At 67.1% G+C, this 26,863-nt stretch carries 23 protein-coding genes; 14 read left to right on the forward strand and 9 right to left on the reverse strand.

Annotation, left to right across the window (positions count from 1 at the left end; genetic code table 11):
• The first annotated feature begins 15 nt into the window (after positions 1-15).
• Positions 16-2,028 (forward strand): helix-turn-helix domain-containing protein, encoded by a 2,013-nt coding sequence (locus ACO1P8_RS01685; protein WP_486294200.1) that lies wholly within the window; start codon positions 16-18, stop codon positions 2,026-2,028.
• Positions 2,029-2,058: 30 nt separating this feature from the next.
• On the opposite strand, the gene ACO1P8_RS01690 is transcribed toward ACO1P8_RS01685, so the two are convergent.
• The 3 genes from ACO1P8_RS01690 to ACO1P8_RS01700 all read right to left on the reverse strand — a co-directional run bounded on the left by ACO1P8_RS01690 (position 2,059) and on the right by ACO1P8_RS01700 (position 9,596).
• A complete protein-coding gene (locus ACO1P8_RS01690) occupies positions 2,059-6,933 on the reverse strand; it encodes a response regulator (protein WP_486294201.1) in 4,875 nt (1,624 codons plus the stop codon).
• A gap of 166 nt (positions 6,934-7,099) precedes the next feature.
• Positions 7,100-8,086, reverse strand: coding sequence for a Bug family tripartite tricarboxylate transporter substrate binding protein (locus ACO1P8_RS01695; RefSeq protein WP_486294202.1), 987 nt, complete (start codon positions 8,084-8,086; stop codon positions 7,100-7,102).
• A 64-nt stretch (positions 8,087-8,150) separates the two neighbouring features.
• A complete protein-coding gene (locus ACO1P8_RS01700; RefSeq protein WP_486294203.1) occupies positions 8,151-9,596 on the reverse strand; it encodes a CoA transferase in 1,446 nt (481 codons plus the stop codon).
• Positions 9,597-9,708: 112 nt separating this feature from the next.
• Here ACO1P8_RS01700 and ACO1P8_RS01705 point away from each other — a divergent pair, with 112 nt between their 5' ends.
• From ACO1P8_RS01705 to ACO1P8_RS01715, 3 genes are all read left to right on the forward strand, one after another.
• Positions 9,709-10,614 (forward strand): LysR family transcriptional regulator, encoded by a 906-nt coding sequence (locus ACO1P8_RS01705; protein ID WP_486294204.1) that lies wholly within the window; start codon positions 9,709-9,711, stop codon positions 10,612-10,614.
• A 172-nt stretch (positions 10,615-10,786) separates the two neighbouring features.
• Complete coding sequence (locus ACO1P8_RS01710; protein ID WP_486294205.1) at positions 10,787-11,713, forward strand: hypothetical protein; 927 nt, start codon at positions 10,787-10,789, stop codon at positions 11,711-11,713.
• 65 nt (positions 11,714-11,778) lie between these two features.
• The gene (locus ACO1P8_RS01715) at positions 11,779-12,810 is read left to right on the forward strand and encodes a hypothetical protein (RefSeq protein ID WP_486294206.1); all 1,032 of its coding nucleotides are present in this window, start codon (positions 11,779-11,781) and stop codon (positions 12,808-12,810) included.
• A gap of 99 nt (positions 12,811-12,909) precedes the next feature.
• Here ACO1P8_RS01715 and ACO1P8_RS01720 read toward each other — a convergent pair whose 3' ends face one another.
• Positions 12,910-13,791, reverse strand: a complete 882-nt coding sequence (locus ACO1P8_RS01720; protein WP_486294207.1) for an EamA family transporter — start codon at positions 13,789-13,791, stop codon at positions 12,910-12,912.
• A gap of 118 nt (positions 13,792-13,909) precedes the next feature.
• On the opposite strand from ACO1P8_RS01720, the gene ACO1P8_RS01725 reads away from it, so the two are divergent.
• Together ACO1P8_RS01725 and ACO1P8_RS01730 are read left to right on the forward strand one after the other, a co-directional pair.
• On the forward strand, positions 13,910-14,161 hold the full coding sequence (locus tag ACO1P8_RS01725) for a hypothetical protein (protein ID WP_486294208.1): 252 nt from the start codon (positions 13,910-13,912) through the stop codon (positions 14,159-14,161).
• Positions 14,162-14,310: 149 nt separating this feature from the next.
• Positions 14,311-14,523 (forward strand): hypothetical protein, encoded by a 213-nt coding sequence (locus ACO1P8_RS01730; RefSeq protein WP_486294209.1) that lies wholly within the window; start codon positions 14,311-14,313, stop codon positions 14,521-14,523.
• 9 nt (positions 14,524-14,532) lie between these two features.
• Here ACO1P8_RS01730 and ACO1P8_RS01735 read toward each other — a convergent pair whose 3' ends face one another.
• Positions 14,533-15,630, reverse strand: coding sequence for a DUF748 domain-containing protein (locus ACO1P8_RS01735; RefSeq protein WP_486294210.1), 1,098 nt, complete (start codon positions 15,628-15,630; stop codon positions 14,533-14,535).
• A 327-nt stretch (positions 15,631-15,957) separates the two neighbouring features.
• Between ACO1P8_RS01735 and ACO1P8_RS01740 the strand changes: the two genes are divergently transcribed.
• On the forward strand, positions 15,958-16,206 hold the full coding sequence (locus ACO1P8_RS01740) for a hypothetical protein (protein WP_486294211.1): 249 nt from the start codon (positions 15,958-15,960) through the stop codon (positions 16,204-16,206).
• An 82-nt stretch (positions 16,207-16,288) separates the two neighbouring features.
• On the opposite strand, the gene ACO1P8_RS01745 is transcribed toward ACO1P8_RS01740, so the two are convergent.
• Positions 16,289-16,633, reverse strand: coding sequence for a hypothetical protein (locus tag ACO1P8_RS01745; RefSeq protein ID WP_486294212.1), 345 nt, complete (start codon positions 16,631-16,633; stop codon positions 16,289-16,291).
• Between the two features lie 217 nt (positions 16,634-16,850).
• On the opposite strand from ACO1P8_RS01745, the gene ACO1P8_RS01750 reads away from it, so the two are divergent.
• Positions 16,851-17,126 carry a hypothetical protein gene (locus ACO1P8_RS01750; protein ID WP_486294213.1) on the forward strand — a complete coding sequence of 92 codons (276 nt, stop codon included), beginning with the start codon at positions 16,851-16,853 and terminating at the stop codon, positions 17,124-17,126.
• Positions 17,123-17,617: an NUDIX domain-containing protein gene (locus tag ACO1P8_RS01755; protein ID WP_486294214.1), complete on the forward strand. Its 495-nt coding sequence runs from the start codon at positions 17,123-17,125 to the stop codon at positions 17,615-17,617. The genes ACO1P8_RS01750 and ACO1P8_RS01755 overlap by 4 nt, the downstream gene beginning before the upstream one ends.
• A gap of 77 nt (positions 17,618-17,694) precedes the next feature.
• Here ACO1P8_RS01755 and ypfJ read toward each other — a convergent pair whose 3' ends face one another.
• Positions 17,695-18,546: a KPN_02809 family neutral zinc metallopeptidase gene (gene ypfJ / locus ACO1P8_RS01760; protein WP_486294215.1), complete on the reverse strand. Its 852-nt coding sequence runs from the start codon at positions 18,544-18,546 to the stop codon at positions 17,695-17,697.
• Between the two features lie 60 nt (positions 18,547-18,606).
• On the opposite strand from ypfJ, the gene ACO1P8_RS01765 reads away from it, so the two are divergent.
• The 5 genes from ACO1P8_RS01765 (at position 18,607) to ACO1P8_RS01785 (ending at position 22,557) form a co-directional block, all read left to right on the forward strand.
• Complete coding sequence (locus ACO1P8_RS01765; RefSeq protein WP_486294216.1) at positions 18,607-19,233, forward strand: L-threonylcarbamoyladenylate synthase; 627 nt, start codon at positions 18,607-18,609, stop codon at positions 19,231-19,233.
• A 3-nt stretch (positions 19,234-19,236) separates the two neighbouring features.
• Positions 19,237-19,884 (forward strand): site-2 protease family protein, encoded by a 648-nt coding sequence (locus ACO1P8_RS01770; RefSeq protein ID WP_486294217.1) that lies wholly within the window; start codon positions 19,237-19,239, stop codon positions 19,882-19,884.
• An 88-nt stretch (positions 19,885-19,972) separates the two neighbouring features.
• Entirely contained in the window at positions 19,973-20,878 is a 906-nt protein-coding gene (gene dapA, locus ACO1P8_RS01775) for a 4-hydroxy-tetrahydrodipicolinate synthase (protein WP_486294218.1), read from the forward strand.
• Between the two features lie 20 nt (positions 20,879-20,898).
• Positions 20,899-22,050 carry an outer membrane protein assembly factor BamC gene (bamC, locus tag ACO1P8_RS01780; RefSeq protein ID WP_486294219.1) on the forward strand — a complete coding sequence of 384 codons (1,152 nt, stop codon included), beginning with the start codon at positions 20,899-20,901 and terminating at the stop codon, positions 22,048-22,050.
• A gap of 147 nt (positions 22,051-22,197) precedes the next feature.
• Complete coding sequence (locus tag ACO1P8_RS01785; RefSeq protein ID WP_486294220.1) at positions 22,198-22,557, forward strand: hypothetical protein; 360 nt, start codon at positions 22,198-22,200, stop codon at positions 22,555-22,557.
• A gap of 377 nt (positions 22,558-22,934) precedes the next feature.
• On the opposite strand, the gene ACO1P8_RS01790 is transcribed toward ACO1P8_RS01785, so the two are convergent.
• Both ACO1P8_RS01790 and mutS read right to left on the reverse strand, forming a co-directional pair.
• Positions 22,935-24,137 (reverse strand): ribosomal protein uL16 3-hydroxylase, encoded by a 1,203-nt coding sequence (locus ACO1P8_RS01790; protein ID WP_486294221.1) that lies wholly within the window; start codon positions 24,135-24,137, stop codon positions 22,935-22,937.
• A gap of 64 nt (positions 24,138-24,201) precedes the next feature.
• Positions 24,202-26,832 carry a DNA mismatch repair protein MutS gene (gene mutS, locus ACO1P8_RS01795; protein ID WP_486294222.1) on the reverse strand — a complete coding sequence of 877 codons (2,631 nt, stop codon included), beginning with the start codon at positions 26,830-26,832 and terminating at the stop codon, positions 24,202-24,204.
• Between the last annotated feature and the right edge of the window lie 31 nt (positions 26,833-26,863).

Here is a 26,863-nt window from a genome sequence, read left to right on the forward strand (position 1 = left end):
CCGTCGCGGCAGTCCATGGAACGCAAAAGACAAACAGGCACTATGCCGCTGGCCGCGGCGGAACCCGGTATCGACGCCATCGCCGCCGATCTCCTCGGCCTGCTGCACGCCAATGCGCCGGCGGACGACTTCGCCGCCCGGCTGGCGTCCCTGGAGACCCTGCCGGACGGCTTGCCGCGCAAGAGCGGCCTGGTTGAACTCGCCCGCATGGCGATGGGCCTGCGTCACCGGCTGGAACAGCACGAGCAACGCGAGCGGGGCATGCTGGCGGTGATCGACTCGGCTCAGGATCTGGCCAGCCGCCTCGATCTGCCCGAACTGCTGCAGGCGATCGTCGCGCGGGCGAGGGATCTGCTGCGGGCGCACCTGTGCTGGCTGACCATCTATGACGCGGAGGCCGGCGAATTCAAGGTCGTGGTGGCCGACGGCGCCATTGCCCAGCGCACCGGCAGGATGACGGCCAAGCGCAAGCTCGGTGTCGCGGGCGTGGTCATGTCCACGCGACTGCCTTTCTCCACGCCGGATTACCTGCACGACAACCGCTTTACCCACGACCCGGACCTGGACGACATTTTCCGCGACGAAGGCGTGGCGGCGCTGGTGGGCGCGCCGCTGATCTGGGAAGACAACGTTATCGGACTGCTGTTCGTGGCCGATCGCTATCACCGGACCCACACGGCGCTGAATGTCTCCATCCTCTGCACGCTGGCGACACACGCCGCCGTGGCGATCAACAACGCCAAGGCCTTCGCGGACGCGCGTGCGGCGCTGGAGAAAGCCGGCCAGGCGCGCGCCGAACTGGAGCGGCACGCGCGCGATGTCCAGGATGCCGTGGAAGCGCACGAGCGCCTGACCTCGCTGCTGGCCCGGGGCGAATCGCTGGGGGAACTGTGCCAGGCCATCGCCCAGCTGCTGCAGGGCAGTATCCTGGTGCTGGACGAAGCGCACCACGTCATCGGACGCGCCGTGGCGCCGGGCTACGCGGGCCGTGCGGCCGATGCCTACGAGCCCTACGGGCCGTATGGCGGCGCGCTCGCGCAAGCCCTGAAGGACAGCCGCCGGGCCGGCCGCTCCACCATCGCCTACGAAAGCGACGGCGAGATTTGCCGCGCGATCGCGGTAATCGGCGGCGATGGCGTGCTGGGCGCCGTCCTGCTGTTCCGTCACGAGGACATGCGCGATATCTCCATCCGGACGTTCGAGCGAAGTTCGAGCGTCATCGGCATCGTGCTGCTGTCGCAGGAGCGCATGGAGGCAAGCCGGAACCGCGACGTTTCCGAGTTCCTGCGGTCCCTGGTGTCGCCCCGCCAGGGCGAACCCGCGCTGGCGCGCGACCGGGCCGATCGCTTCGGCCTGGACCTGTCGCGGCCCTTGTCGCTGATGCTGGTCGAGTCGGATCTGCCCAAACCCCACTTTCTGGCGCGGCGCCTGCGCGATGGCCTGGCGCTGCCCTGGCTGGCGGTGGATGAAGTCGACGGCGTCCTGGTGCTGGTGTGCGCGGCGGAAAAAACGGCGGCGGTACTGCGGGCCTTCGGCGATTTCGCGCGCCGTGAACTCGGCGAGGCCTATCGCGGAGTCGTGTCGCGCCCGGTCCGCAGCCCGGCGGAAATGCCGTCCCTGTACGCGGCGCTACGGCGTGCGCTGGCCGTCGTCGGGCGGCTGGGCATGCGCGGCCGCATCGTCGACCAGAACGAGATGGCGTTGTATTCGGTCCTGTTCGAAAGCCAGGATCGCGCCGGCCTGGATGCTTTCCTGGCGGCGACCATCGGCGCCGTGACGGAGTACGACGCCCAGCGCGGGACGGAACTGGCGGCTACGCTGCTGGCTTATTTCGATCATGGGCAGAACGCCACGACGACCGCAGCCGCGCTGTCGATTCATGTCAACACGGCGCGCCAGAGGCTGGCCAGCGCCGAAGCGCTGCTGGGCGATTGGCGCGATGGCGGCCGCGCCCTGGAAATCCACGTGGCCCTGCGTTTGTGGCGCATCGGTGTGGCCGGCCGGCCGCCCGCGCCGGACGCCGCATAGGGACCGCCCGCCGCGCCTGACGGCAGGCCGTCATTCCATCTGCTGCAGCGTATCGAGGGCGCGCGCCAGGTCCTCCGGCGTATAGGGCTTGAGCAAATGCAGCGCGCCGGCCAGCGTGCCGTCGCGCGCGTCCGCGTCCGCATCCAGGCCGGAAGCGAAGACAATCCGCAGGCCGGGAAGCTGGCGGCGCGCCTGGGCCGCCAGCTCCACGCCCGAGACGCCCGGCAGGGCGATATCCGTCATGAGGACGTCGACGTTGCCCTGGTCCAGCGCGGCCAGCGCGGCCGTCGCATGACCGGCCGGCACCACGGTGTGTCCCATGGCTTCCAGCATTTCCGCCGTGCTGGAGCGTATCAGGCCGTCGTCTTCCACCAGCAGGACGCGCAGGGCGGCGGCCGCGGTGCCGTCGCGCGCGGACGCCGGCAGCGGCAGGTTGCGCTGGCGGGCCGCCTGCGCGGCGTTGCGCTGTTGCTGGTTGCGCAGGACGTGGCGGATCTTGCGCGCCAGCGCCTCGCGCGTGTAGGGCTTGCTGAGCAGATCGATGCCTTCGTCGAGCCGGCCGCCATGCACGATGGCATTCTCCGTATAGCCGGACGTGAACAGTACCGCCACATTCGGCAGGCGCTCGCGCGTCTTGCGCGCCAGCTCGGGGCTGCGCAATGGGCCCGGCATGACGACGTCGGTGAACAGCAGGTCGATGGGCACACCGCTCTCCACGATGGCCAGGGCGCTTTGCGCGTCCTTGGCCTTGAGCACGCTGTAGCCCAGTTCGGCCAGCATTTCCACGACGGTGGCGCGGACGTCTTCGTCGTCCTCGACGGCAAGGATAGTCTCGCTGCCGCCGGCGATGGGCCCGGTATCGGTTTCGGTCGCCAGGTCTTCTTCCTGCCGTTCGCGCGGCAGGTACAGGCGCACGGTGGTCCCTTGTCCGGGTTCGCTGTAGATCTTGATGTGGCCGTTGGATTGCTTGATGAAGCCGTACACCATGCTCAGGCCCAGGCCGGTCCCGCGTCCTTCCGGCTTGGTGGTGAAGAACGGCTCGAAAACGTGCTCCAGCACTTCCGGGGTCATGCCGGCGCCGGTATCCGTCACCGCGACCATGACGTACTGCCCCGGTTTCACGTCGGCATTGCGCAGGGCATAGTCGTCGTCCAGCAGTGCGTTGCCGGCTTCGATGGTGAGCTTGCCGTGGCCCTGCATGGCGTCGCGGGCGTTGATGGCCAGATTCAGCAGGGCGTTCTCCACCTGCGAGGGATCCACCAGGGTATTCCAGAGTCCGCCGGAGACGATGGTTTCGATTTCGATGCCATCGCCCAGGGCGCGCCGCAGCATGTCGTCCAGCCCGCGGACGAAGCGGCCCAGGTTGACGACCTTGGGCGCCAGCGGCTGGCGGCGGCCGAAGGCCAGCAATTGCGAAGCGAGCTTGGCCCCGCGCGCGACGCTGGTCAGCGCGTTGCGGACGCGCTTGCCGGCGCGCTCGTCGCCCGCGACATCCATGGCGAGCAGTTGCAGATTGCCGCCGATGACCTGCAGCAGATTGTTGAAATCGTGCGCGACGCCGCCGGTCAGCTTGCCCACGGCTTCCATCTTCTGCGCCATCCTCAGGGCTTCCTCGGCCTGGCGCAAAGCCTCGGCGGCTTCCTTGTCCGCCGTGACGTCGCGGCCCACGCCGTGCACGACGTCATGTTCCGGGTCGGGCGACAGCGTCCACGAAATCCAGCGCCAGAGCCCGGCCTCGGTGCGCATGCGGCATTCGAAAGCGGCCGGGCGCACGTGCTCGCGCAGGGTGCGCAAGGCGGCCGCGGCGGCCGCGTGGTCGTCCGGGTGCAGCAGATCCTTGTAATGGTGCGTGGCAAGGGTGTCGCGGCTGTGGCCGAGCACGCGGGTCCACGACGGACTGGCGCGCAGGAGCCTGCCGTTGTAATCGCCGATCGCCAGCAGGTCTTCACTGAGCTCCCACAGGCGCTCGCGTTCGGCCACGGCTTCGGTCACGCGCAGTTCCAGGGTTTCGTTGAGCTGCCGCAACGCCTGTTCGGCGTGGGCCCGCCGGGCGATCTCGTTCTGCGCGGCCTGGTAAAGGCTGGCGTTGTCGATCGCAATGGCTGCCTGGGAAGCGATACCGGCGGCCAGTCGTTCCGCCGCCTCGTCGAACACGGCGCGTTCCGAATGACCGAAGAACAGCCCGCCGAGCACCTCGCCGGTGCGCGATACGACGGGCACCGCCAGGTAGCTGCGCACCGGCAGATGGCCGGGCGGCATGCCGCGACGCGGTGCGTTTTTCCCGTAGCGGGGATCCTGCGTGATGTCGTCGGAGCGAACGATGCCCTCGCCCCTGAACGTCGGCCCGAAGACAGCGGTACTGCGCGGCATCGGAAATCCCGCGAAGGCTTCTTTAGGCGCGCCCGACAGCGTGTACAAGGTATAGCGCGCGCCGGCATCGTCCAGTACGTTGTAGAAAAAAGCGCCGAAGGCCGCGCCCGTCAATTCCGTCGCCGCGTCGGTGACGGCCTGCACCGCGCGGTCCAGGTCCAGTTCGGCCGCGATCGTGGTGCCGACGCGGTTCAGGACTTCCAGGATGCGGGCATCCTCGGTCAGCTGGCGGGCCGTCTCCTGCCGCAGGCGGTACATCTTGACGTTGCTGGCCACGCGCGCCATCAGCTCGCGCGCGGAAAAAGGCTTGGTCAGGTAGTCATCCGCGCCCGCGCCCAGGCCTTCGACGCGTGCTTCTTCGCCCGCGCGCGCGGACATCAGCAGTATGGGGATCTCGCGCAACTGCGCGTCGGCGCGCACCGCCGCCAGTAGCCCGTAGCCATCCAGGCCCGGCATCATGATGTCGGAAAGAATCAGGCTGGGCGGCTGGCGCCGGGCCGCCGCCAGGGCATCGTGGCCATCCACGCAGGTTTCCACGCGATAGCCGGCCGAAGCCAGCATGCCGCCGACGTAGTCGCGCAGGTCCGCGTTATCGTCGACCACCAGCACGCGATCCGAGCGGCCCGTGCTGTCGGCAATGCCCGCATCCAGCACGGACGATAGCATCGGCGCCCGCGCGGGCAGCGTTTCGCCTTCCGGTACCCAGCGCAGGGCGTCGGCCACGTAGGCCTGGGCGTTGACGCTGGTACCGCGGCCCGGACCGTCTTCCTGTGTCGCCGGGGCCGGCAGATGGGCCTTGCCCAGCGGCAGCGTGACGGTGAAAGTGGTGCCGACGCCCGGCTCGCTCTCGACCGTGATCGTGCCGCCGTGCAGGCGCACCAGTTCCTGTACCAGCGCCAGGCCGATACCGCTGCCCTCGATACTGCGGCCGACCGCTCCGGTGACGCGGTGGAAGCGGTCGAATACGTGCGGCAATTCGTGGGCCGGGATACCGATGCCGCTGTCGCGCACCCGCATCTGGACCGCCTCCCCATCCGCAGTGGGTTGCAGCCCGACATGGATGCCGCCGTCGAACGTGAACTTGAACGCGTTGGACAACAGGTTCAGGACAATCTTTTCCCACATTTCCCGGTCGACGTAGGCCGCCTGCGGCAGGGGCGTGCAATCCACCGTCAACGCCAGGCCGGCCTTCTGGGTCGCCGCCCGGAACAGCGATGCCAGTTCCACCGTCAGCGCGGGTAGGTCGGTCGGCTGGAATTTGGCCTGGACACGCCCGGCCTCGATGCGGGAAAAATCGAGCAGGCTATTGACGAGCTTGAGCAGGCGCAGGCCGTTGCGATAGGTCAGGTCCACCAGTGCACGCTGGCCGTCGCCTTCCTCCGAGCGATGCAGCAGTTCCTCCAGCGGGCCCAGCATCAGCGTCAGAGGAGTGCGGAATTCGTGGCTGATGTTGGAAAAGAAAGTTGTCTTGACGCGATCGATCTCTTCCAGCGCATGCGCGCGGCGTCGTTCTTCCTCGTAGGCATAAGCATACGCGAGGGCGGCGCTGATCTGGCCGGCCATCAGGTTGAGAAAGCCGCGATAGCTATCGTCGACGAGACGATACGGGTTCAATCCGACAATGAGGACCCCCGCCCGGCTGGTATCGGCGGTGGGTGCGATGGGCAGCAACGCCGCCCGCGACGGCGTATGCCGCCAAGGGCCGGAGGGCAGCGCCGTATCGAAACGGCCCGGCGGGATTTCCACGATGGCCAGCCCCTGGCGGCGCAGCGCCTCATGGACGGGCCATGCCGCGCCGGGACCCGCCTGCATGGTGTGCGGCGCGGCGGCGTGTCCGTCCTCGATGCCGCTGCTGCCCATCAGCGTGACCGTATCGCTGCCGGGTTCAGCGACGTACAGCATCGCGAAGGGAACGTCATAGGGATTCAGGCCCAGCGCGCGCGCGCCGAGCCGGCAGGCCTCGTCCCAGCTATGGGCCAGGGTGGTCACCGTGGCCAGTTCGCGCAGCAGCCGGACCTGTCTTTCCCCGATCACGCGCGCGGTGTCGTCGCTATTGGCGCAGATGATGCCGCCCGCGTTGCCGTCATCCAGCGGAATGGGGCTGTACGAGAAGGTGTAGTAGGTTTCTTCCGGATAGCCGTTACGCTCCATGAGAAGAAACTTTTCCTCGACATAGGTGCCCTCCATCCCGCCCATGGCGGTGCGCAGCAGCGGCTCGATGTCGTCGGCGATCTCTCGCCAGACTTCCAGGGTCGGACGTCCGAGGGCGGCCGGATGCTTGCCGCCGATGATGCTTTTGTAGGGATCGTTGTAGAAGAAGATCAGGCTTTCAGCCCAGCCGATCCAGATCGGCTGGCGGGACGCAAGCATGATGCGCAGGGCGGTCCGGAGGCTTTGCGGCCATTCCCGCGGCGGTCCGAGGGGAGTGGAGTTCCAGTCATGAGCGCGGATCAGCGCGCCCATTTCGCCGCCCCCGGCGAGGAACGACGGGGCCGCGTCGCGTTGCACGGAAGCCGGGTCCAGGGGCTGCTCCATCTTCCTTTCCACTCCTTGCCGCATCGTGGGAATTGTTATGGCAGAGCAGGGCCCTTGAACGGCCGCTGCCGACAGCGGAGGACTATACCATCGCGCGTACGCGCGCAGCCCTCTCCGATAGGCGGCGTGCCGCGTCCATGGAAACGCCGCGGCGCGAATCCCGCTGTCAGTTTCCCTTCAGGCCCAGGCGCTTGATCGTCGACGACCAGCGCTCGTACTCGCTGGCGATATATGCCCGGCATTGCGACGGGTCCTTGCCCATCGGCTCGGCGCCCTGGAAGCGCAGACTTTTCATGACTTCCGGATCCTTCAATGCCGCCTGCAAAGCCGTATCCAGTTTCTTCAGGATGGGTTCCGGTGTCCCGCGGGGCGCGGCCAGTATCTGCCAGGTTCCAGCGTCGAAGCCTTGCAGGCCCTTGACGCTTTCGCTCAAGGTGGGCACCTGGGGCAGCGCTTCCGAACGCTTGCCGGAAGTGACGGCGAGCGCTTTGACCTGGCCGTTCTGGATGAACGGCAGGGCGCTGTTGAAGGACCCCGAATACATAAAGCCGGTATTGCCGGCGACAAGATCGGTCAGGGCCGGGCCATTGCCCTTGTACGGCACATGCTGGAATTCGAGTCCCAGGCGGTTGGCGATGTCCATGCCGACCAGGTGGTCGATGGAGCCGTTGCCCGAAGAACCCATGAAGTATCGGCCCGGGTTCGCCTTGAGCCTGGCATAGAAGTCCTCTGCGCTGGCGATATTCGTTTTGGCCGGCGTCAGCAGGATCAAGGGGACTTTCACGGAGCAACTGGCGGCGACAAACGCCTTGCGGGGATCCAGATCGTCGCGGCCGAACAGCGGCGGCGCCGTCGTGACGGAGGACGTGCCGTACATCAATGTGTAGCCGTCTGGCTTGGCGCGCATCAATTCCTGCGTGCCGATGTTGCCGCCGGCTCCCGCTTTGTTCTCGATGATGATCGGGGTATTGAGAAGTTGCGACACCTTCTTGAACACTACCCGCCCGATCGCATCGGTCGGCCCGCCCGGGGCGAAGCCGATGATCAGCGTGATGGGCTTGGCCGGATAAGCGTCGGCGGCGTGCGCGGGTGCGTCCGCCAGGCATAGCGCCAGAGCGGCGCAAAAGGCGGCGATACCTTTTCGATAGGTCATTTTCCTTGTCTCCTCGAACATGTTCTCGTTGATATGGGATGGCGACGGGAAGCCGCGCGCCGGATCAGGCAGGCAGCCAGTCCGGCGCATGGGCGCCGTTGGGCGCCGGGGGCAGCGTCCAACGCGCGGGCGTGCGCGAGAACTGCGCCACCGGCGGCAGCTGTTGCAGCGCACCGTAGGCGGACGGGCGCGTCTCCAGCACCGGCGTCAGCGTTTCGGCGAAGTGGCGGCGTGGCCGTTCGGCGTCGAAGCCCGCATCCAGGCCCAGTTCCTGTACCCACATGGACGTCCGCGCCAGCGATACCCGGACGTGATAGCTGCCGCCTTCGCGCGCCCGCCGGATCAGGGCCATCATCACGCCCGCCGCGCCCAGGTAGCCCGTCAGGTAGTCGTTCAACAGGTACGTCGGGACGATGCGCGGACGATCGCCTCCGCCTTCGGCAACGGATACACCGCTGACGGCCTGGCCCAGCTGTTCGAAGCCGCCGCGCTCGCCCCACGGCCCCGTATCGCCGAAGCAACTGACGCTGACGTAGATGACGCCCGGGCGGATATGCGCCGCTTCTTCCGCACCCAGGCCCCGGCGCGCCATGCTTTGAGGCCGCCAGGATTGCACGACCACGTCGGCCCCGCCGATCAGCGCCCGCGCTCGTTGAAGGTCCACCGGCCGGTCCAGGTCCAGGAAGGCCGAGCGTTTACCGATGTTGGTATCGACGGTCTGGCGGAAGGGATCCTGCATGGTGGGCGAGGTCACGCGCAGGACGTCGGCGCCATGTTCGGCCAGCGATCGCGCGACGACGGGCCCGGCGATCACGTGTCCGAGGTCCAGCACGCGCACGCCCTGCAGGGCGCGCTCGCCATGATGGGGGGCACCGGCGCCCGCCGCTTCGGGTTCGCTGTCGGCGATCTTATCCACCTGGATGACGGGCAACCGCGCCAGTGTCGCACCTTGCGGATGCGCCAGCCATTCCTCGCGGGACCGCGCATGGATGCCCGGCAGCTTGCGCTGCGCGAAGGCCTCTTCGAGTTCGCCGCTTTTGCGGCGCCCGATTGCAGCACCCAGCGCCGCGCCGGTATTCGCGCATTGGAGCAGCTCCAGCACACCGTCGCGCAGGTGCGGATACGATCCGATCGGGAAGAACCAGCGGCCGTCGGCGGTCCTGTAGAAATCGGCCTTCAGCTCGGTCAGCAGGGACAGCGCCGGCAGGGAATAGCCGCTCTGGGTCTGGAAGTGGCCGGGATTGAGCGCGCATGCCGCCTGCATCCAGTCGATGCCGATGGTCTGGTGCTGGCCGCGCGCCATGCGCCACCATTGTTCGACACCCAGCGCGTAAACGCCGATGGCGCTGGCGGCGGCGAGGGTCAGCTTATGCGGTGTATCGAAGGCCGGCGCCGTGCCGAAGAAGCGCAGGCGGTCGGCCGGCCCGGCGTCCAATGCGCGATGCGGCGCGGATAGGGCTGAAATGGCCTGGCAGGCCTCCTCGGCCAGCGGGGATGTCGTCGGCATCATGACTCTCGCAGGGAAGGGGAGGCAAAGTCTAGAATGCGTCCTTTCTATGCGTCCAATATATAATTCGGGAGTCTGTAAGACATGATATGTCTTAGTTCCGCTGCTCACCCCTATGCTGAACGCCAAGCTATTGCGGCAATTCATCGCCGTTGCGGAAGAACTCCACTATGGCCGCGCGGCGCTGCGCGTCGGCATCGCGCAGTCGCCGCTCAGCCAGGCCATCCAGCGGTTGGAAGACTATGTCGGCACGCCGCTGTTCCTGCGCAACAAGCGGTCGGTCGCGCTGACGCCGGCCGGTCGCGTGTTCCTGGAAGAAGCGCGGCAATGGCTGCGGCACGAGCGCATCGCCGTGGAGCGCGCACAGCATGCGGCCGGTGGCGGGATAGGCCAGCTCTCCATCGGCTTTATCGGCAGCGCCGGGTATGGCTTCATGCCGGAATTGATCGGCTGTTTTCGCGGCCGGTATCCGCAGGTGCGCCTGCGGGTAGTGGAAATGACCACCCGGGACCAGCTGGAGCAGCTGAAGAGCCGTGCGCTGGATGTCGGCCTGTTGCGCACGCCCTTGCCACAGGAAGGGGCGATGATATGCACGCGGCTGCACCAATATGACCGCCTGATGGCAGCCTTGCCGATGCAACATCCGCTGGCCGGGCGCAAGCGGATCGCGTTGCGCCAGCTGGCGCGGGATTCCTTCGTGGCGTTCTCGCGCGACAAAGTGCCGGCCGCGCATGCGCAGCTGATCTCGGCGTGCGCGGCCGCCGGCTTCCAGCCCCGCATCGAGCAGGAATGCGCCCAGGTAGCCAGCGTGGTTTGCCTGGTGGCGGCGGGCCTGTCCGTCGCGCTGATCCCCGCCAATCTGGCCTCGCTTATACACCCCAAGGTGCGCTACGTGCCGCTGTCCGATAAGACGGAGTACCTGCGCCAGGAGATCTCGCTGGCGTGGCGCCGGGACGACGATAATCCGGCCCTGGCTTCTTTCCTGAATGCCGCCCTGCCGCTGTCGGCGGCGCATTCATAGGCAAGCCGGCGCGCACGCGGCCTTGCGCCATGCCCCGAAGGGGTAAGTGGTTCGCAGGAATCGCCCGGTGGGAATACGGGTTTTCCGCTGTCGGAAAAGCGGAACGCGTGCCTGGCTAACTCCACGTACCACGGCAAGGGCGGCGCGCCCTGGTTCTCATGGAGGCAGCCTTATGCAAGTGCAAGGATCCCACGACATTCCCATTGCGGATCCGGTCGCGCCTCCGCGTCCGCCCCAGCCACAGCGCGATGCGCTGGGGGGATCGATGACGGCCACGCTGGCCCCGGCCGTACAGCCTTATCGGGAGCGGCTCGTCGATATCCTCCATGTGCTCGATAGGACGCAGATAGGGCGGGAGTTGCTGCACGACATCCGCACGCTCGCGGGGCGGGGCCACTACCCGTTTGTCGACCTCGCCACGCCCCGGGAGGTGCCGCTGCGGGAGGCCTCCAAGCCCCATGGCCTGTTCCTCAGCGAAGCCACGCTGACGGCGCCGGCCTCTGAAATAGGCCTGGCACCGGAGGTCGAACATGCTCCCCCGGTCGTGCTGCGGCTGGTGCAAATCCGGAACGCCCTGGCGGCGCGCGAGCAGGGCAATCACGCCCGGCCTGTGCGGATCGAACCCATCGATGTCCCCATGGATCCCATCGCCACGGTCGTGACCTTCCGAAAGGAACTGCAGGCGTCGGGTGCGTTCGGGCCCACGCAGGGCGCCACCGATGCCGAGGACGCCCATCCTTACGAGGCGGTCACGGAACCCGGCGGGGACGCACGGCCTGCCGCCGCCGAGCCGACAACGCGGCGCGTGTTCCGCTGGACCGAGCAGAAGGTGCAGGCGTTCAGGAACTTCGTGCTTCGCCGCCGCGGCGGCGCCGACGCCCATCCCAAACCTTCCGCCCCTGCGACGCCGGACAAGCTTCCTTCGCAATGCATCGCGGACGTGTCCGGCCAGGCCGCGCCGGCGGTGAACGAATCGCGGGAGCCGGCGTCCGGCACGCCTGAGCGCCCCGTCATCAGGCAAATCGGACGACCCGGGATCCTTCGCCATCAACGTTCCCCTTCAGGCCGCTGGCCGAAGCAGGGGGAAGCGTGGAAATAGCCGCGGGACGACGAGCCTGTTCGCCCGCATGTCTGCAAGCCTTACGCACACCCAAAGGAGACGCCATGACGATTACCCCAGGCGGCATCGCCAACACCCATCCGATCCCGCAGGACACCGGCGCGCCCGCACGGCCGCCGGCGCCGGCACTGGACCCGCTGGATGGGTTCCTGGACGCGTATCTCGCGCATGCCGTCAAGCCGCACCGTGAGCGCCTTGTCGATATCCTCCGCGTGATCGAAAGCACGCCCACGGGGCAGACACTGCTGGATCATTTCCGGGATCGCGCACGGCAAGGCAATGCGCTGGTTGTGAATCTGCTGGCGCCGGGAACGCCGCTGCCCGAAGGCGCGGCCGCGCAAGACCTGTGGCTGAACGAAGCGGACCTGGCCTCGCATGCGCAGCAGATCGGCGTTCCGCCGGAGGTCCAGTATGCGCCATCGGTTTTCCAGAGCCTGTCGATGGCCCGCCTGGCCTCGCTGGACGCACAGCATGTCGATTCCGCCCCGCTGCATTACGACGATCCCGCCATGCAAGCGCTTCAGGAGCGTTTCCGGCAGGAAATGTCCGTTCACGACAATACGCTGTCCGGGCGCATGGATCGCGCGCAAACCTTGCAGGCGATGCAAAGCGCCGGATCGATCTCGGACGTGGCGATGCGGATGCCGCGCATCGGGTCGGCGCCGCCCTCGTTGGGCGCGGATCCGGCAACGAACTCCCGCAAGTCGTCGGTCACGTCCCGAGACTTTTTACCCCTCCCCGCTGCGCCCGCCGCGTCCAATGACCAGGACAACCCGATCGATACCGCTTCCGCCGCCAAGTCGCGGAAGCCGCGCCGCCGCCTGACCCAATGGGTAAGCAAGCGCTTCTCGGGGCTGATCGACGCCGTGGCCAGGTTGCGCCGCGACCGCCAGGCCGCCAGAATGGCGCCCGTGCCGCAATCGGACGTCTATCGCGGCAGCTCGGCCAGCAGTGTGTCGCAGACGTCCACCGGCCTGCAAGACATGGCCGCGCAGGCCGACGCGCAGAGCGGGACGCCCAAGGCCGACGACGGCATCGGGCGCCGCGCCTCGGCAGCGGGCCAGGCCCAGTCGTAAGGCAGCACCTCGCTGTTGACCATTTGCCCGGCGTCGCACGGCCGGGCGAACGGCCCAGCGGCAGTCCGGCCCGTTTGGCCACCGCGTGAAGCGGGCCGGTTAGGCGGGCCGATCCGCATGCGACCGCAGGCGTGCGCCAAAGGTATTGATCAACAATCCTGCCATCACCATCAGGGCACCGCCGATTTGCGGCGCCGTAGGGATTTCGCCCAGCAATGCCGCCGCGGCCGCCAGGCCGATAACCGGGATCAGCAACGAGAACGGCGCCACCTGGGCCGCCGGATGGCGCGACATCAGCCACGCCCATAAGCCGTAGCCCACCAGCGTCGCGATGAAGGACAGATAGAGCACTGCGAACACCGACGACCCGTCGATCGATGCGAGTGCTCCCTGGATGCGATCGGGTCCCTCCAGCCACCAGGACAACGCGAAAAACGGGATGGGCGGGATCAGGCTTCCCCAGACCACCAATCCCAGCATGTCCGCCTTGCCGGCCTTTTTGGTGGCGATATTTCCCAGGCCCCACATCAGCGCCGCGCACAGCGTCAGGATGAAGCCCATCAGCGTCATGCCGGCGCCACCTTGTTCGCCGATCAATGCCAGGCCGCAGGCCGCGACGACCAGGCCCACGGCATTATGGGCGTGGAAACGCTCATGCAGCAGCAGCGCGCCCAGCGCCACCGTGAAGAACGCCTGGGCTTGCAGCACCACCGACGCCAGGCCCGCCGGCATACCCACGGCCATGGCGGTGAAGAGAAAAGCGAATTGGCCCAGGGAGATGGTGGCGCCGTAAGCCACCAGCCAGCGCAGCGCGATGGCGGGCCGCTTGACGAAAAAGATGGCAGGAATCGCCGCCAGCGTAAAGCGCAGCCCGCCCAGCAGCATGGGAGGGATGCCATGCAGGCCGACCTTGATAACGACGAAGTTCATTCCCCAGGCCAGAATGACGACGAAGGCCAGGGCCAGATCGCGGAGTGGCATCGCGGCTTCCTGATGGATGACGGACATGAAAGGCAGACGCGATTGTCCTATATTCCGGCAACATGGGCCCGCCACGGCCGTCCGCCGCGGCCGCCGCGGACAGTTCAAGGGAAAACGTATGCGCGATACCGAATCGTTCGAATACCACGGCCATCTGGTCACTATCGAAATTCGCCAGCCTTCGGCGGAGTCGGATACCGGTGTCTATATGACGACGATTACGATCGCCGCTCCGGCCGCGGGCGGCTCGTTCGCGCCGCCCGAATACCTTTGCAAGCGCTCGCAGTATGTATTTCTTGACGATGCCGCCGCCCGCGAGGCCGCTGTTACGCGCGCCAAGGGTTTCATCGACGACCGGCTGGCGCGGTGACATGGCTCTGTGCCAGTGGCGAGGCTGCGTGGTTGTGCCGTGGCAGGGCTCGGTTACGGAGATGATGCGGTAGGGCTAAGTGGCCGCATGGCTTGGCTTGGCATAGCGTTTGCGGAAAGGCCAATTCATACGGAAACAAGGAAACCGCCATGACGCTTGCCTCCCCCATCGACCCGGTACAACCGGTTCGCCCCATCGGACCGATCGACCCTGGCCTGCCCGAAAACCCCGATATCCCGCCCAAGGACCCCGTGCCGGGGCCGGGCAAGCCGCCTTCCGATACGCCCGCGCCAGGCAAAGGAAGGGACGAGGGACTGCCGATGCCGGGCCCTAACGCCCCCGACGGCGGCTGGGTGGCCTGACCCAGGCTGCTATTTGCCCAACAGTTCTCCGAGGGCGCCGCCCAGCCCCTTGACCGCCGAGCCCACGCCTTCGGCCACGCCCTCGACGCTGACGCCCAGGGCCTTGGCAAAGCCGCCGACGATGCGGGTGGACAGGTCGTCGGTCAAGGAGAACTTCGGATCCTTCAGGCTGCCCTGCAGGGTGAAGTCGAAATTGACTTCGCCCTTGCGATTTTCCAGGGCAGCCATGACGGCCTTGCGCGGCAAGGCGCCGAGACCGCCGCTATTGCTGAACTCCACGTCGCGCAGCTTGGCCTTGCCCTGGGCGGAAAGCTGCTGGTCGCGTATGTGGGTGGTCATGTCCAGGTCCATCTGGCCGGCTGCCAGGATCGACGGCGCGTGCCTTTGCAGATAGGGCGACAGCAGGCTGACGTCGGCGCCGGAGACCGTGTTGCGGATATCCGCGTCGTGGCTGGGCAGCGCGAGCCAGCCATCCACGGTGACGGTGCCTCGCCGCTGCTTGCCTACCATCTGGCCGCGCAGCTGGATCTGGGTGTGCTCGTCGTTGGCGGGCGCATGCAGCGGGCCTATCTCCGCGTGCACGTTCTCGAACGGCACCCGATAAGGGGTTTTGGCGATGCGGCCGTCGAAGAAGTCCAGGCGGCCCTTGTCCAGCACGACCTTGCCGACCGAGGTTTCGCGCTTGGAACGGCCTTGTTCGTCGGTGTCTTCGCCGCGCGCCTGGGCGCGCTCGCGGGCGCGCTGGCGCAGCGTGGGCAGGATCTGCAGGCTGCCGTCTGCCGACCGCAGGACGGAAAGGTAGAAATCGGTGATTTCCACGTGGCGGATATCGAGGCGGTCCGAAAGCAGGGAGCGCCAGTCCGGTTCCAGCGTCACGCGCGCGGCGCGCAGGGTCTGGCGCGAGGGCCAGTCCGGCGGGGCGCCGATTTCCACGTCCTGCAGCACGATGCGCGTCCAGCCCACATCGATATGCGCGGCGTGGCCTTTGTCGCCCATCATGTCCTGGATACGGCTGACGACGAGACGCGAAGCAATATGCAATCCCCCGACGACGATCACGGCCAGCAGGACAAGGGCGAGGATGGCGATTTTGGCGGGTTTTCTCATGGGGCGGGCTTCTATCTATCTGTTCTATCCATCTATATATAGGCGGACTATAGGCGGACCTGCGGAACGACTCCGGGGCGGCCGCGGCCTTGGCCTCATGGCATCGATGGTGGCCTGATACGGCAAGGACGGCAAGCCTATCCCGATGGCCGATGCGGTATGGGGACCCGCGATGCGCAGACCCGGCAGCAGGGGGCGGAAAACGCACGTGCTAGCATGCGCCGCCTGGATAGGCGGACAATCGACGCAAGACCGCTACACCACCACGCACGTTCCGCCCGGTCGCCATCGCCGGCCGGGGAAGTCACCGCATACCGAGGCATAGTCATGGACACCGACGAAAAACTGGCTCTTATCGCACAAACCATCGCTCATCAGGGCGGCCAGATCAGCGCATTGACCGCGTCGCTGCTGTGCGTGCTGCATATCGCGCGTGGCACACCGGGCCTGCGCGAGGCCGTGGAAAGCCGCCTGGAGCAGAACTATGCGGGCTTGCTCGCACGCTCCGAGAGCCAGCAATACGTCGCGGGTTTCGAGTCGATGCGCGATGCCGTGCTGGCCGCCTTGAAGTCTTGACAGCGAAGGGCCGAGTGTACGGCCGCGGCGCCGGCGCCATCAGGGGCGCCTCCGCGGGCGGCCGCGCATAACCGGCCCGTGCTTATTCTCCCTTCAGCTGGCCGGCCGCGTGCGCGCCGTTCTGCAGTTTCGACGGCCCGGCCGCGGGCGCCCCGGTTTCCCGATTCGACCCTCCGGCCGCGGGCGAGCCGGTCCCTTGTTCTTCCGCCTGCCGCGCGCCTTCGCCGGGCAGGATCGCATCGACAATGGCGTCGCCCAGGCCCTCGCCCAAGCCCAGCGCGTTCCGGCCCTGGGGCGTGACGGCCAGATTTCCCTGTTCCCGGGCAACCAGCCCGCGTTCCAGCAAGTCTTCCGTCCCCGGGGCATTCCCCGCCAGTTCGCCTGCGTGAATTTGTTTAAGCAGTTGTAGTTGTTGCTCGGTCAACATGGCCGCCTCCGCGTGGCCGGCACTGATGTGCACGGCGCTTTTCGACCCATATATCTGCAAGTCGCATTCCCGATCGGTGCACCGGCGGACCCGTTTTCGCCCCTTTGGCGGGAAAACCCGGGTTAACTTTTTGTCATTTGGTGGTTACAAAACATTCCGCGACATGTCATGCGCCGGCGGTATGCTGCGCTGTGCAGCTTCGTACAGGGGAGAACGTGTGCATCGAAATAACGACGTCTACAAGGGTTACCGTTTGACCGCCAAGGTGGCACGGGATCTGCCGCCGCCCATGGATGGCGGGGCGCCGGTGTTCCGCGCGGTGGTGTGCGTGGCGCCCGCTTCGTTGCAGCCCACGGATGGCGACGAATATCCCATTCCACGCTTTATGGATGGCGGCTTCGTTTACAGCCCCGCCGAGGCCGTCCATGCGGCCGTGGCCTATGGACGCGAAATCGTCGATGGCCTGTGTGGAGCGCGCCTGGCCGCGTCATGACCGGCTTTGCCCAGTCCACACTGGGACGGCTACGCGCCCTGGTGGGGCCACGGCCTTTGCTGTGCCCATGCGTGCGGGTCGTATTGGAGCGGGCCGATGGGGCCATCCTGTTGCACGCGCGCGCCGACTTCGCCGGTATGTGGGGATTGCCGGGCGGACACATTGAAGTGGGCGAATCCGCGGCGCAGGCCGCGCGCCGCGAAGTGCGGGAAGAGACCGGGCTGGCGGTTGGGGACCTGCATCCTTTCGGGCATGCGTCGGACCCGGCAGTAGAGATCGTGACCCTGCCCAATGGCGATGTCTGCCACTACCATGCCGTGCTGTTCCACTGCACCGGATTCCAGGGGGAGATGCGCGGGGACCCGCTGGAAACGCCGGACCTGCGCTGGGTAGACCCGGCTGCCGCGCCTTTGCCGATGATGCCGCATGTGCGTGCCACCGTCGATGCCTTCCGGCGCTATCGCGCCGGCGCCGGGTTCCAGTTGCTGTAGACGGGCGCCCCACGGGCCGCGCAAGCGGCCATCCGTGGACGGCGTGCCCGCCGCCGGCGGGAGGCGGCCATCGCCTGCTAGAGTGCCTGCGCGCTGAAGGTATCGCACTGCCGCGGGTCGCCGCTGGCCAGGCCGCGCTTGAACCAGCGCACGCGCTGCGCCGACGATCCGTGCGTGAAGGCGTCGGGAACGACATAGCCCTGGCTTTGCTTTTGCAGCCTGTCGTCGCCGATGGCGCTGGCTGCGTTCAATGCTTCTTCTACGTCGCCGGATTCCAGGATGTGCCTGGCGCTGTCCGCCTGCTTGGCCCATAAACCCGCGTAGCAGTCGGCCTGCAGCTCCAGCCGCACCGACAGGGCGTTGGCCTGGCGCGGGTTTTCCTGCTGCAGCGAAGCCACGCGCTGCGAAATGCCCAGCAGGTTCTGTACATGGTGGCCGACTTCATGTGCGATGACGTAGGCTTGCGCGAAATCGCCGGGCGCCTGGAAGCGTCGCTTCATATCGTCGAAGAAGCTCAAATCCAGGTAGACCTTGCTGTCGGCCGGGCAGTAGAAGGGGCCCATGGCGGCGCGTCCCGTCCCGCAGGCGGTGCTGGTCGCGCCGCTGTACAGCACCAGCTTGGGCGGTACGTAAGACCGTTTGGCATGATCGCGGAAAATGACCTGCCAGGTATCCTCGGTTTCGCCCAGCACCTTCGCCACGAAGCGACGCTGCGGGTCGTTGGCGGCGGGAGCCGTGGCGGCCGGCGGCGCCTGCTGGCCGGCGGGTTCCTGCAGCATCTGCAGCACCACGGTGGGATCCACGCCGAAGTACATGGCGACCAGGGCCAGGATGATGGCGCCTATGCCCAGGCTGCCGCCGCCGACGCGCATGCCCATGCCTCGCCGATCTTCCACATTTTCACTTTCACGCGAATCGTCCAAGCGCATGAGTTTCTCCTTCGCGCCGCCCGGCGGCGTTGTCTTCTTGCAAGATGTTAGGATAGCCGCATGGCGCAATTCTTCACCGTACATCCCGCGAATCCACAGCCGCGTTTATTGAAGCAGGCTGCGCTATTGCTGCGCGACGGCGGTTTGGCCGCCGTGCCCACCGATTCCAGCTACGCCGTCATCGCGCGGCTGGATGACAAGGCCGCGGCGGATGGGCTGCGCCGGCTGCGCGGCCTGGACGAACGCCACCATCTGACGCTGATCTGCCGGGACCTCGCCCAACTGGGCCATTTCGCCCGCGTGGATAACCGCCAGTATCGTATGCTGAAGGCCGCCACCCCCGGGTCTTTCACCTTTATCCTGGAAGCCACGCGCGAAGTACCCCGGCGCGTTTCCCATCCTTCCCGCAAGACGATAGGCCTGCGCGTGCCCGACCACCCCGTCACGCTGGGCCTGCTGGAACAGTTCGGCGAACCTTTGCTTTCCACGACGCTGATCCCGGCCGGCGAAACCGAGGCCTTGAACGACGCACAGGAAATTCGCGAGCGCTACGAACACGTGCTGGCCGCGGTCGTGGACAGCGGCGCCTGCCCCAAGGAACCCACCACCGTCGTCGACCTGACCGGCGATGACGCGCAACTCATCCGGGTGGGGCGAGGCGACCCCGCCCAGCTCGGAATCGCCTGATCCATGGACGACATCATCCAGTCGATCGCGATATACGCGATCCCCGTTATTTTCGCCATTACGCTGCACGAGGCGGCGCATGGCTATGTCGCGCGCATGTTCGGCGATCCCACCGCGTACCAGATGGGTCGGGTCAGCCTGAATCCCGCCCGGCATATCGATCCGGTCGGCACCCTGCTGGTGCCGCTGCTTATCCTGCTGGCGTCCAAGCTGCTGGGCAGCCCCGGCATCCTGTTCGGCTGGGCCAAGCCCGTGCCGGTGGATTTCGGACGTCTGCGGCGTCCGAAGCAGGACATGCTGTGGGTGGCGCCCGCCGGGCCCGCGTCCAATCTGGTGATGGCCATCCTGTGGGGCATCATGCTCAAGCTGCTTTTCCAGAGCGGCGGCGCCGACGGCTACTGGTTCCAGATGGCCGTGGCCGGTGTGCAGATCAACCTGGTCCTGATGGCGCTGAACCTGTTGCCGCTGCTGCCGCTGGATGGGGGACGGATGCTCTATAGCCTGCTGCCCCACCGCCTGGCGTATCAATACTCGCGGATCGAACCTTACGGCATGATGATCGTGCTGCTGCTTCTCTTCAGCGGCGGGCTCTGGGTCTTCCTCCGACCGATTTTCGCGCTGGGGAATACCGTGGTCAGCTGGTTTCTATAGGTTTTTTCGCGCTATCCGGTAAACTCGCGGGATTTCCTGTTCAAGTCCCCCGCTGGCGCGCGTCGGCGGGCTCCGGAGCCCCTCTCACATGGCATCCTCGGCATCCGCCGCTGGCGTTACTTTTCAAGGCAGCATGGTGGCCCTCGTCACTCCCATGCACCCCGACGGCACCCTCGATTACGCGGCTTACCGCGCGCTGATCGACTGGCATGTGGCCGAAGGCACCGACGCCCTGGTGGTGGTCGGCACGACGGGCGAATCGCCCACCGTATCGATGGAAGAACATGCCGAGCTGATACGCGTGGCGGTGGAACATGCGGCGGGCCGCGTCCCCGTGATCGCGGGGGTTGGCGCCAATTCCACCGACGAAGCCATCCACCTGGCCCGCCACGCCAAGTCGGTGGGCGCGCAGGCCGGACTGTCCGTCGTTCCTTATTACAACAAGCCTTCGCAGGAAGGCCTGTACCAGCATTTCCGCCGCATCGCCGAAGCCGTGGACCTGCCCACCGTCCTGTACAACGTGCCGGGACGAACCGTGGCGGACATGTCCAACGAAACCGTGCTGCGACTGGCGCAGGTGCCGGGCATCGTCGGCATCAAGGACGCGACGGGCGATATCGGTCGCGGTGCCTTGCTGCTGCGCGAAGCGCCCGCCGATTTCCAGATTTTCAGCGGCGACGACCCTACGGCCGCCGCCCTGATGCTGCTGGGCGGCCGGGGAAATATTTCCGTAACCGCCAACGTCGCTCCACGGCTCATGCACGAACTGTGTGCCGCGGCGCTGGCCATGGACGTGCCCAGGGTGCGTGAACTCAATGCCCGGGTGGCCCGTCTGAACAAGGCTCTTTTTGTCGAAGCCAACCCGATTCCGGTCAAATGGGCCCTGTCCCGAATGGGGCGCATGCCCCTGGGCTACAGGCTGCCGCTGGTGGAACTCGGCTCGCAGCACCACGCCACGGTGGAAGCCGCGTTAAGGGACGCGGGCCTGCTTTAAAGCATTCAATGAGGATACGTATGAACAAGCGCCATGCCGGTTTCGCGGCATTGCTTACCCTGGTCATGCTGGCCGGTTGCAGCGACGTCAATCAAATACTCGGCAAGGAAGAGCCGATCGACTATAAAAGTGCAAGCAGCCAGCAGGCCCAGCCGCTCAGCATTCCTCCCGACCTGACCCAGGCCGCGGCGGATCCGCGCTATAAGGCGCCCCCGGGCGGCACGACCACCTTCACGCAATACCAGGCGGAAGGCCAGCAGCAGGCGGCCGCCCAGGCCCAGGGCAATCCCAACAGCGGGGTGTTGCCGCAGCGCACCGATATGCACGTCGAACGCGACGGCGACATCCGATGGCTGGTCGTCGACCTGCCGCCGGACCAGATTTTCGGCAAGGTGGTGGATTTCTGGACCAGCAACGGCTTCACGATCCAGACCAACAACCCGACCGCCGGCCTGATCGAAACGGACTGGGCGGAAAACCGCGCCAAGATTCCGGAAAGCTGGCTGCGCCAGGCCCTGGGATTCGTCCTGGAGCAGGCCTACGATAGCGGCGAGCGGGAAAAATTCCGTACCCGTATGGAGCGCGTCAACGGGCATACCGAGATATACATCAGCCACCAGCATATGGTGGAAAAGAACGTCGGACAGCGCGACTCCGGCAACCTGCAATGGCAACCCGGTCCCGAGGATCCCGGCCTGAATGCCGCCATGCTGGCGCGCCTGATGGTCTTCCTGGGTACCAGCGTCGACCAGGCCAAGACCATGGTCGCGAGGGCGGACGCGGCACCCGCGCAGCCCAAGGTCGTGCGCGACGTGCAAGCCGACGGCGCGCGCCTGAATGTGCAGGAATCCTTCGATCGCGCCTGGCGCCGCGTCGGCGTGGCGCTGGATTCCGGCGGCTTCACCGTGGACGATCGCGACCGTTCGGCGGGCGACTTCTACGTCCGTTACCTGGATACGGATACCGGCCTGCAGCGCGACGAGCCCGGCTTCTTCAGCCGCCTCTTCGGGACCGCGCGTCCCAGTCAGGCCCCGCAATACCGCATCCACGTAGTGGGACAGGGCGCGAGCACGCAGGTCACGGTGCTGGACACCAATGGCAAGGTCGACAGCAGCCCGACGGCCCAGCGCCTGCTGAGCGTGCTGGCGGACAAGATGTCGGCCGTCCAGTAAGGCGGCATATCGGGCGGTTCGTCCCTCGCGGGGCGGCCGCCGGGATGGCGCCCCCGGCAATCGCCGGCAAAGCGCTGCTGGAAGATGCCATCAAGTCGCCGCGCATCGGGCTGAAAACCGGAAGCGCAATAAAAAAAGGAACGCGATATGCGTTCCTTTTTTTATTGCCGAAGCCGCCAAGCAGCCTCGGGAATGACGGCGGATTACTGGGTGGTGCCGCCGGTGGTACCGCCGCCGCTGCCTGCGCCGGGCGTCGTGGTGGCACCGCCGCCGCCCGCCGGAGGCGTGGTCGCCGAGCTCGACGGCGCAGGGGTGGACGGCGCGGTGGAAGGTGCCGAAGTGGAAGGCGTGGTGCTGGACGAACTGGCCGGCGTGTCGTCGTTCTTGTTGCAGGCAGTCAGCGAAACCGCCAGAACGCTCGCCAGAAGCAGTGTTTTCGTCATCATTCGATTCTCCTTTGTGATGGCATCCATGCGACCCGGCCAGCCTGCCCGCGCAGGTCCCTAGCCGGGATGACGGATTCAGGCTACAGGAGATACCCCAATGATTAAGTATGAAAATTAAAGCTGGCGAATCACAAAGGAAACAAGCCTTGCACCCATGTATAGGGTTTTTCCTAATGTGTCGATTTAGCCGGAAAAGCGTCCGAATTGTGTGGTCTGGAAACTTATCGGGGTTTTCAGGGGACGTTGACGTGGGGCATACCCGCATTGGGCGGATGCAGGACTTTTGCCCGGCTTTTCCTTGCCGTGGCTGCCGGTGCCCGGCGCCCGGCGCCCGTGGGCGGGTCCGTTGCCGTCTGGCCGGAGCCGGCGGATCAGCCGGGCCGATGGCCGAAGTGTGCGCGGGCGCGGTTCCCCTCGCCGGGGCGGGATTGCCGCGTGTCACTCGCCCGGGTCGTAGACCAGCCAGCCATCGTCCATCCATTGCGTCAGGCATTCCCGTTCTTCATCGGTCAGCCCGCGCGCCGACGGGTCCGCGCAGGCCAGCCGCCTGGCATCCGCCAGCTTGCGCAGGGCAGCGCTGGCGCCTACCGGCGCCGTCTCGCCATTGATGAACAGTTGCTTGCCTCGATACAGCATGCGGCTGCGGCGGTCCAGGCGCAGGGTGCCCGCGGCGGGCCAGTCGGCCGCGAGGTCGGGGCCATCGGCCGCCGGCGTATCGAAGACCGCGGACGCGCCCGGTTCCGTCAGCCAGCAACCCAGGAATCGATGGGCCAGCGCTTCGTCGAAACGGACGCGGCCGACGGCATCCAGCGCGGCGGCAGCCAGGCCGTCCGGCAGTTCGGCTGGCCGCGCCGTCGCGGTCTGGCCGGGATCCCGATAGCGGCCTGCCAGCCGGGGGCCAGGCAAGGCGGGCTCGCCGTAAGGTCCGCTGGGCAGGCCGGCGCGCGCCAATACCTGTTCGGCGGCGGCTTCCAGCATGCCACGCGCCAGCGTCGCCTGGTCGGGCGCGCGAAAGCCGATCGATATCGTCATGCAATCCCCTTGCGCGATACCGTCGTGCGCTACCTGCGGCGGCAGGTACAGCATGTCGCCCGGCTCCAGGACGTAGGTGGCTTCCGGCTCGAAGCGGCGCAGGATCTTCAGCGGCAGGTCCGGCTGCAGCTGCAGATCGCGCTGGCGGCCGATGCGCCATTCGCGGCGCCCCACGGCCTGCAGCAGGAAGACATCGTAGCTGTCGAAGTGCGGGCCGACCCCTCCGCCGTCGGTCGCGATGCTGATCATCACGTCGTCCAGGCGGGCATCGGGAATGAAGCGGAAGCGGTGCATCAGTTCGGCCGCCGCATCGTGATGCAGATCCACGCTTTGCACCAGCAAGGTCCAGTCAGGCTCGGAGGCCTTGGGCAGCCTGGCGAAGGGGCCTGGCTCCATCTGCCATTGCCCGTCCTCGCGCCAGATCAGGCGCGATGCGACGTCGTCGCGGCGCGCCATCCGCTTCAGCTCCGGGATGCCGACCGGCGGCTTGAACCCCGGAATGGCCTGGCGGATCAGCAGCGGCTTGCGCTGCCAGTGAGATTTCATGAACTGGGCCGGCGTGCGGCCTCCCAGCAGATCCAGCGGCTGGTTCGGATGCGGAAACGTCATGGCCGATATGCCTTGGGACGATAGGAGTTGCCCGGGAACGCCCGGGCAGGGCGGGCGGCGGCCGTCATTGCAGGTGCGCCTTCAATCGATAGAGCGTTTCCAAGGCTTCGCGCGGCGTCAGGCTGTCGGGATCGACGTCCGCCAGCGCGTCGCGCAGGGACATCAGCGTTTCGCTTTCCTGCGCAGCCGCGAATTGCGCCGCGGATTGCGCGTCCGCCTGTGCCGCCGCCGCGAACAAACCCAGTTGCGGCGTGGGCGCGCCCTGGGCTTCCAGCCGTTCGAGTTCGCGCGATGCCTGGCGAATGACGGCGGCCGGCACGCCGGCGCGCTGCGCGACCTGGATCCCATAGCTGCGGCTGGCCGGCCCGTCGCGCACCTCGTGCAGGAAGACGATGCCGCCGGCCGACTCCGCCGCCGCCAGATGGACGTTGGCGGCCGTCGGCTGTTCCGCGGGCATGCGGGTAATCTCGAAATAATGCGTCGCGAACAAGGTCAGCGCGCGGTTGTGCGTCAGCAGGCGCAGTGCGATGGCCCAGGCCAGGGCCAGGCCGTCGTAGGTGGAGGTGCCGCGGCCGATCTCGTCCATCAGTACCAGGCTGGCGGGCGTGCTGGCGGCCAGGATGGCGGCGGCCTCGGTCATTTCCATCATGAATGTGGAGCGGCCGCCCGCCAGGTCGTCCGCAGCCCCGATGCGGGTGAAAATGCGATCCAGCCTGCCGATGCGCGCGCGCGCGGCGGGCACGAAACTGCCCGTGCGGGCGAGCAGGGCGATAAGCGCGACCTGCCGCATATACGTGGATTTGCCGCCCATATTCGGGCCTGTGATCAGCAGCATGCGGCGCGTCGCGTCCAGTTTGCAGCTGTTGGGCGTGAAGCGTTCGATGGCGCGCTCCACCACCGGATGGCGGCCCGCCTCGATATCGATCTCCGCTTCATCGGAAAGCTCGGGAGCATTCCAGTCGTGGCGCCGCGCGTGTTCGGCCAGCGCCGCCAGTGTATCGAGTTCGGCCAGGGCGGACGCGCAATCCGACAGGGCGCGTACGTGGCCGCCCAGCTGTTCCAGGACCTGTTCGTACAGCCACTTCTCCCGTGCCAGCGAGCGGTCCTGGGCCGACAGCACGCGGTCTTCCCAGGTCTTGAGTTCCGGCGTGATGTAGCGTTCGGCGTTCTTCAGGGTCTGCCGGCGGCGATAGTCTTCCGGCACCTTGTCGGCCTGGCCTTTACTGACCTCGATGTAGAAGCCGTGCACACGGTTGAATTCGACGCGCAGGTTGGGGATGCCGCTGCGCTCGCGTTCGCGGGCTTCCAGCTGGACCAGGAAGTCGCCGCCGTCGGTGGCCAGCGCCCGCAGTTCGTCCAGATCGCCATCGTGGCCGCTGGCGATGACGCCACCGTCGCGGATGGCCGCGGCCGGCTCGGCGGCGATGGCGCCCGCCAGCAGGGTATGAATGGCGGGATCGGGCGACAAATGCGCGGCGAGCGCCGCGAAGCGTCCGTCCTTATCCAGCAGGCGAACCTGCTCGCACAGCGGCGGCAGTTCCGCCAGCGCGTCGCGCAGGCTGGCGAGTTCGCGCGGCCGCACGGATTTCAGCGCGACGCGCGCGGAGATGCGTTCTATATCCGGGAAACGCTTGAGCGTGTCGCGCAGCGTTTCCAGCGGCAGCGCCGCCGCCAGTCCGGCCGGCGTATCCAGCCGCGCCGCCAGCAGCGCGGCGATGGCCCGCTGGCGTTCCCGCACGGGCGTGTTGTCGCGCAAGGGGTGATGCAGCCAGCGCCGCAGCAGCCGGCTGCCCATCGGGGTACGGCAGTTGTCCAGGATGGAGAACAGCGTGGGCGATTCCTCGCCGCTGAGCGTCTGCGTGAGTTCCAGGTTGCGGCGCGTGACCGGGTCCATCAGCACGTACTGCCCGGGGCGTTCCACGCTGATGCCCTGCACGTGCGATAGCGCCTGCGATTGGGTACGCACGGCGTAGCGCAGCAGCGCGCCGGCGGCGCGTACGCCGGCCGGCATGTCTTCCACGTCGAATCCCGCCAGGGAATCGGTACGGAAATGCGCCAGCAGGTGGGCGCGCGCGCCATCGGTCTCGAAATGCCAATCGGGGACGCGGGTCTGCGCGCCCTCGATGCTGACGCGCAGCTCCGTGCCCTCCGGGTAGATGATTTCCGCGGGGGCGATGCGGTGCAATTCCGATTCGATCTGCCCGGGCGCGCATTCGGTGACGTGGAAATCGCCGCTGGCAAGGTTCAGCCAGGCCAGGCCGGCGCGGGGCGCGCGCGCGCCGCCGGGAAACACCGCGGCCAGGCTGCGGTCCGCCTTTGCGGGCAGCAGCGCATCGTCGGTCAGCGTGCCCGGCGTGACGATGCGCACGATACGGCGTTCGACCGGCCCCTTGGACGTGGCGGGGTCGCCGATCTGTTCGCAGATGGCGATCGATTCGCCCAGCGCGACCAGCTTGGCCAGGTATTGCTCCATCGCGTGGACAGGCACGCCCGCCATGGGGATGGGGCTGCCATTGGAGGCGCCGCGCTTGGTCAGGGTCAGATTGAGCAGCCGCGCGCCGCGTTCGGCGTCTTCATAGAACATCTCATAGAAGTCGCCCATGCGGTAGAACAGCAGCAGGGGGCCCGCCTCGGCTTTCAGCCGCAGGTATTGCTGCATCATCGGCGTGTGGCCGGACAGATCGCTTTTTTCCATTAACACCAGGCAAATAACGGGCGTGGCCGCG

The organism is Bordetella sp. (genome assembly GCF_057362025.1).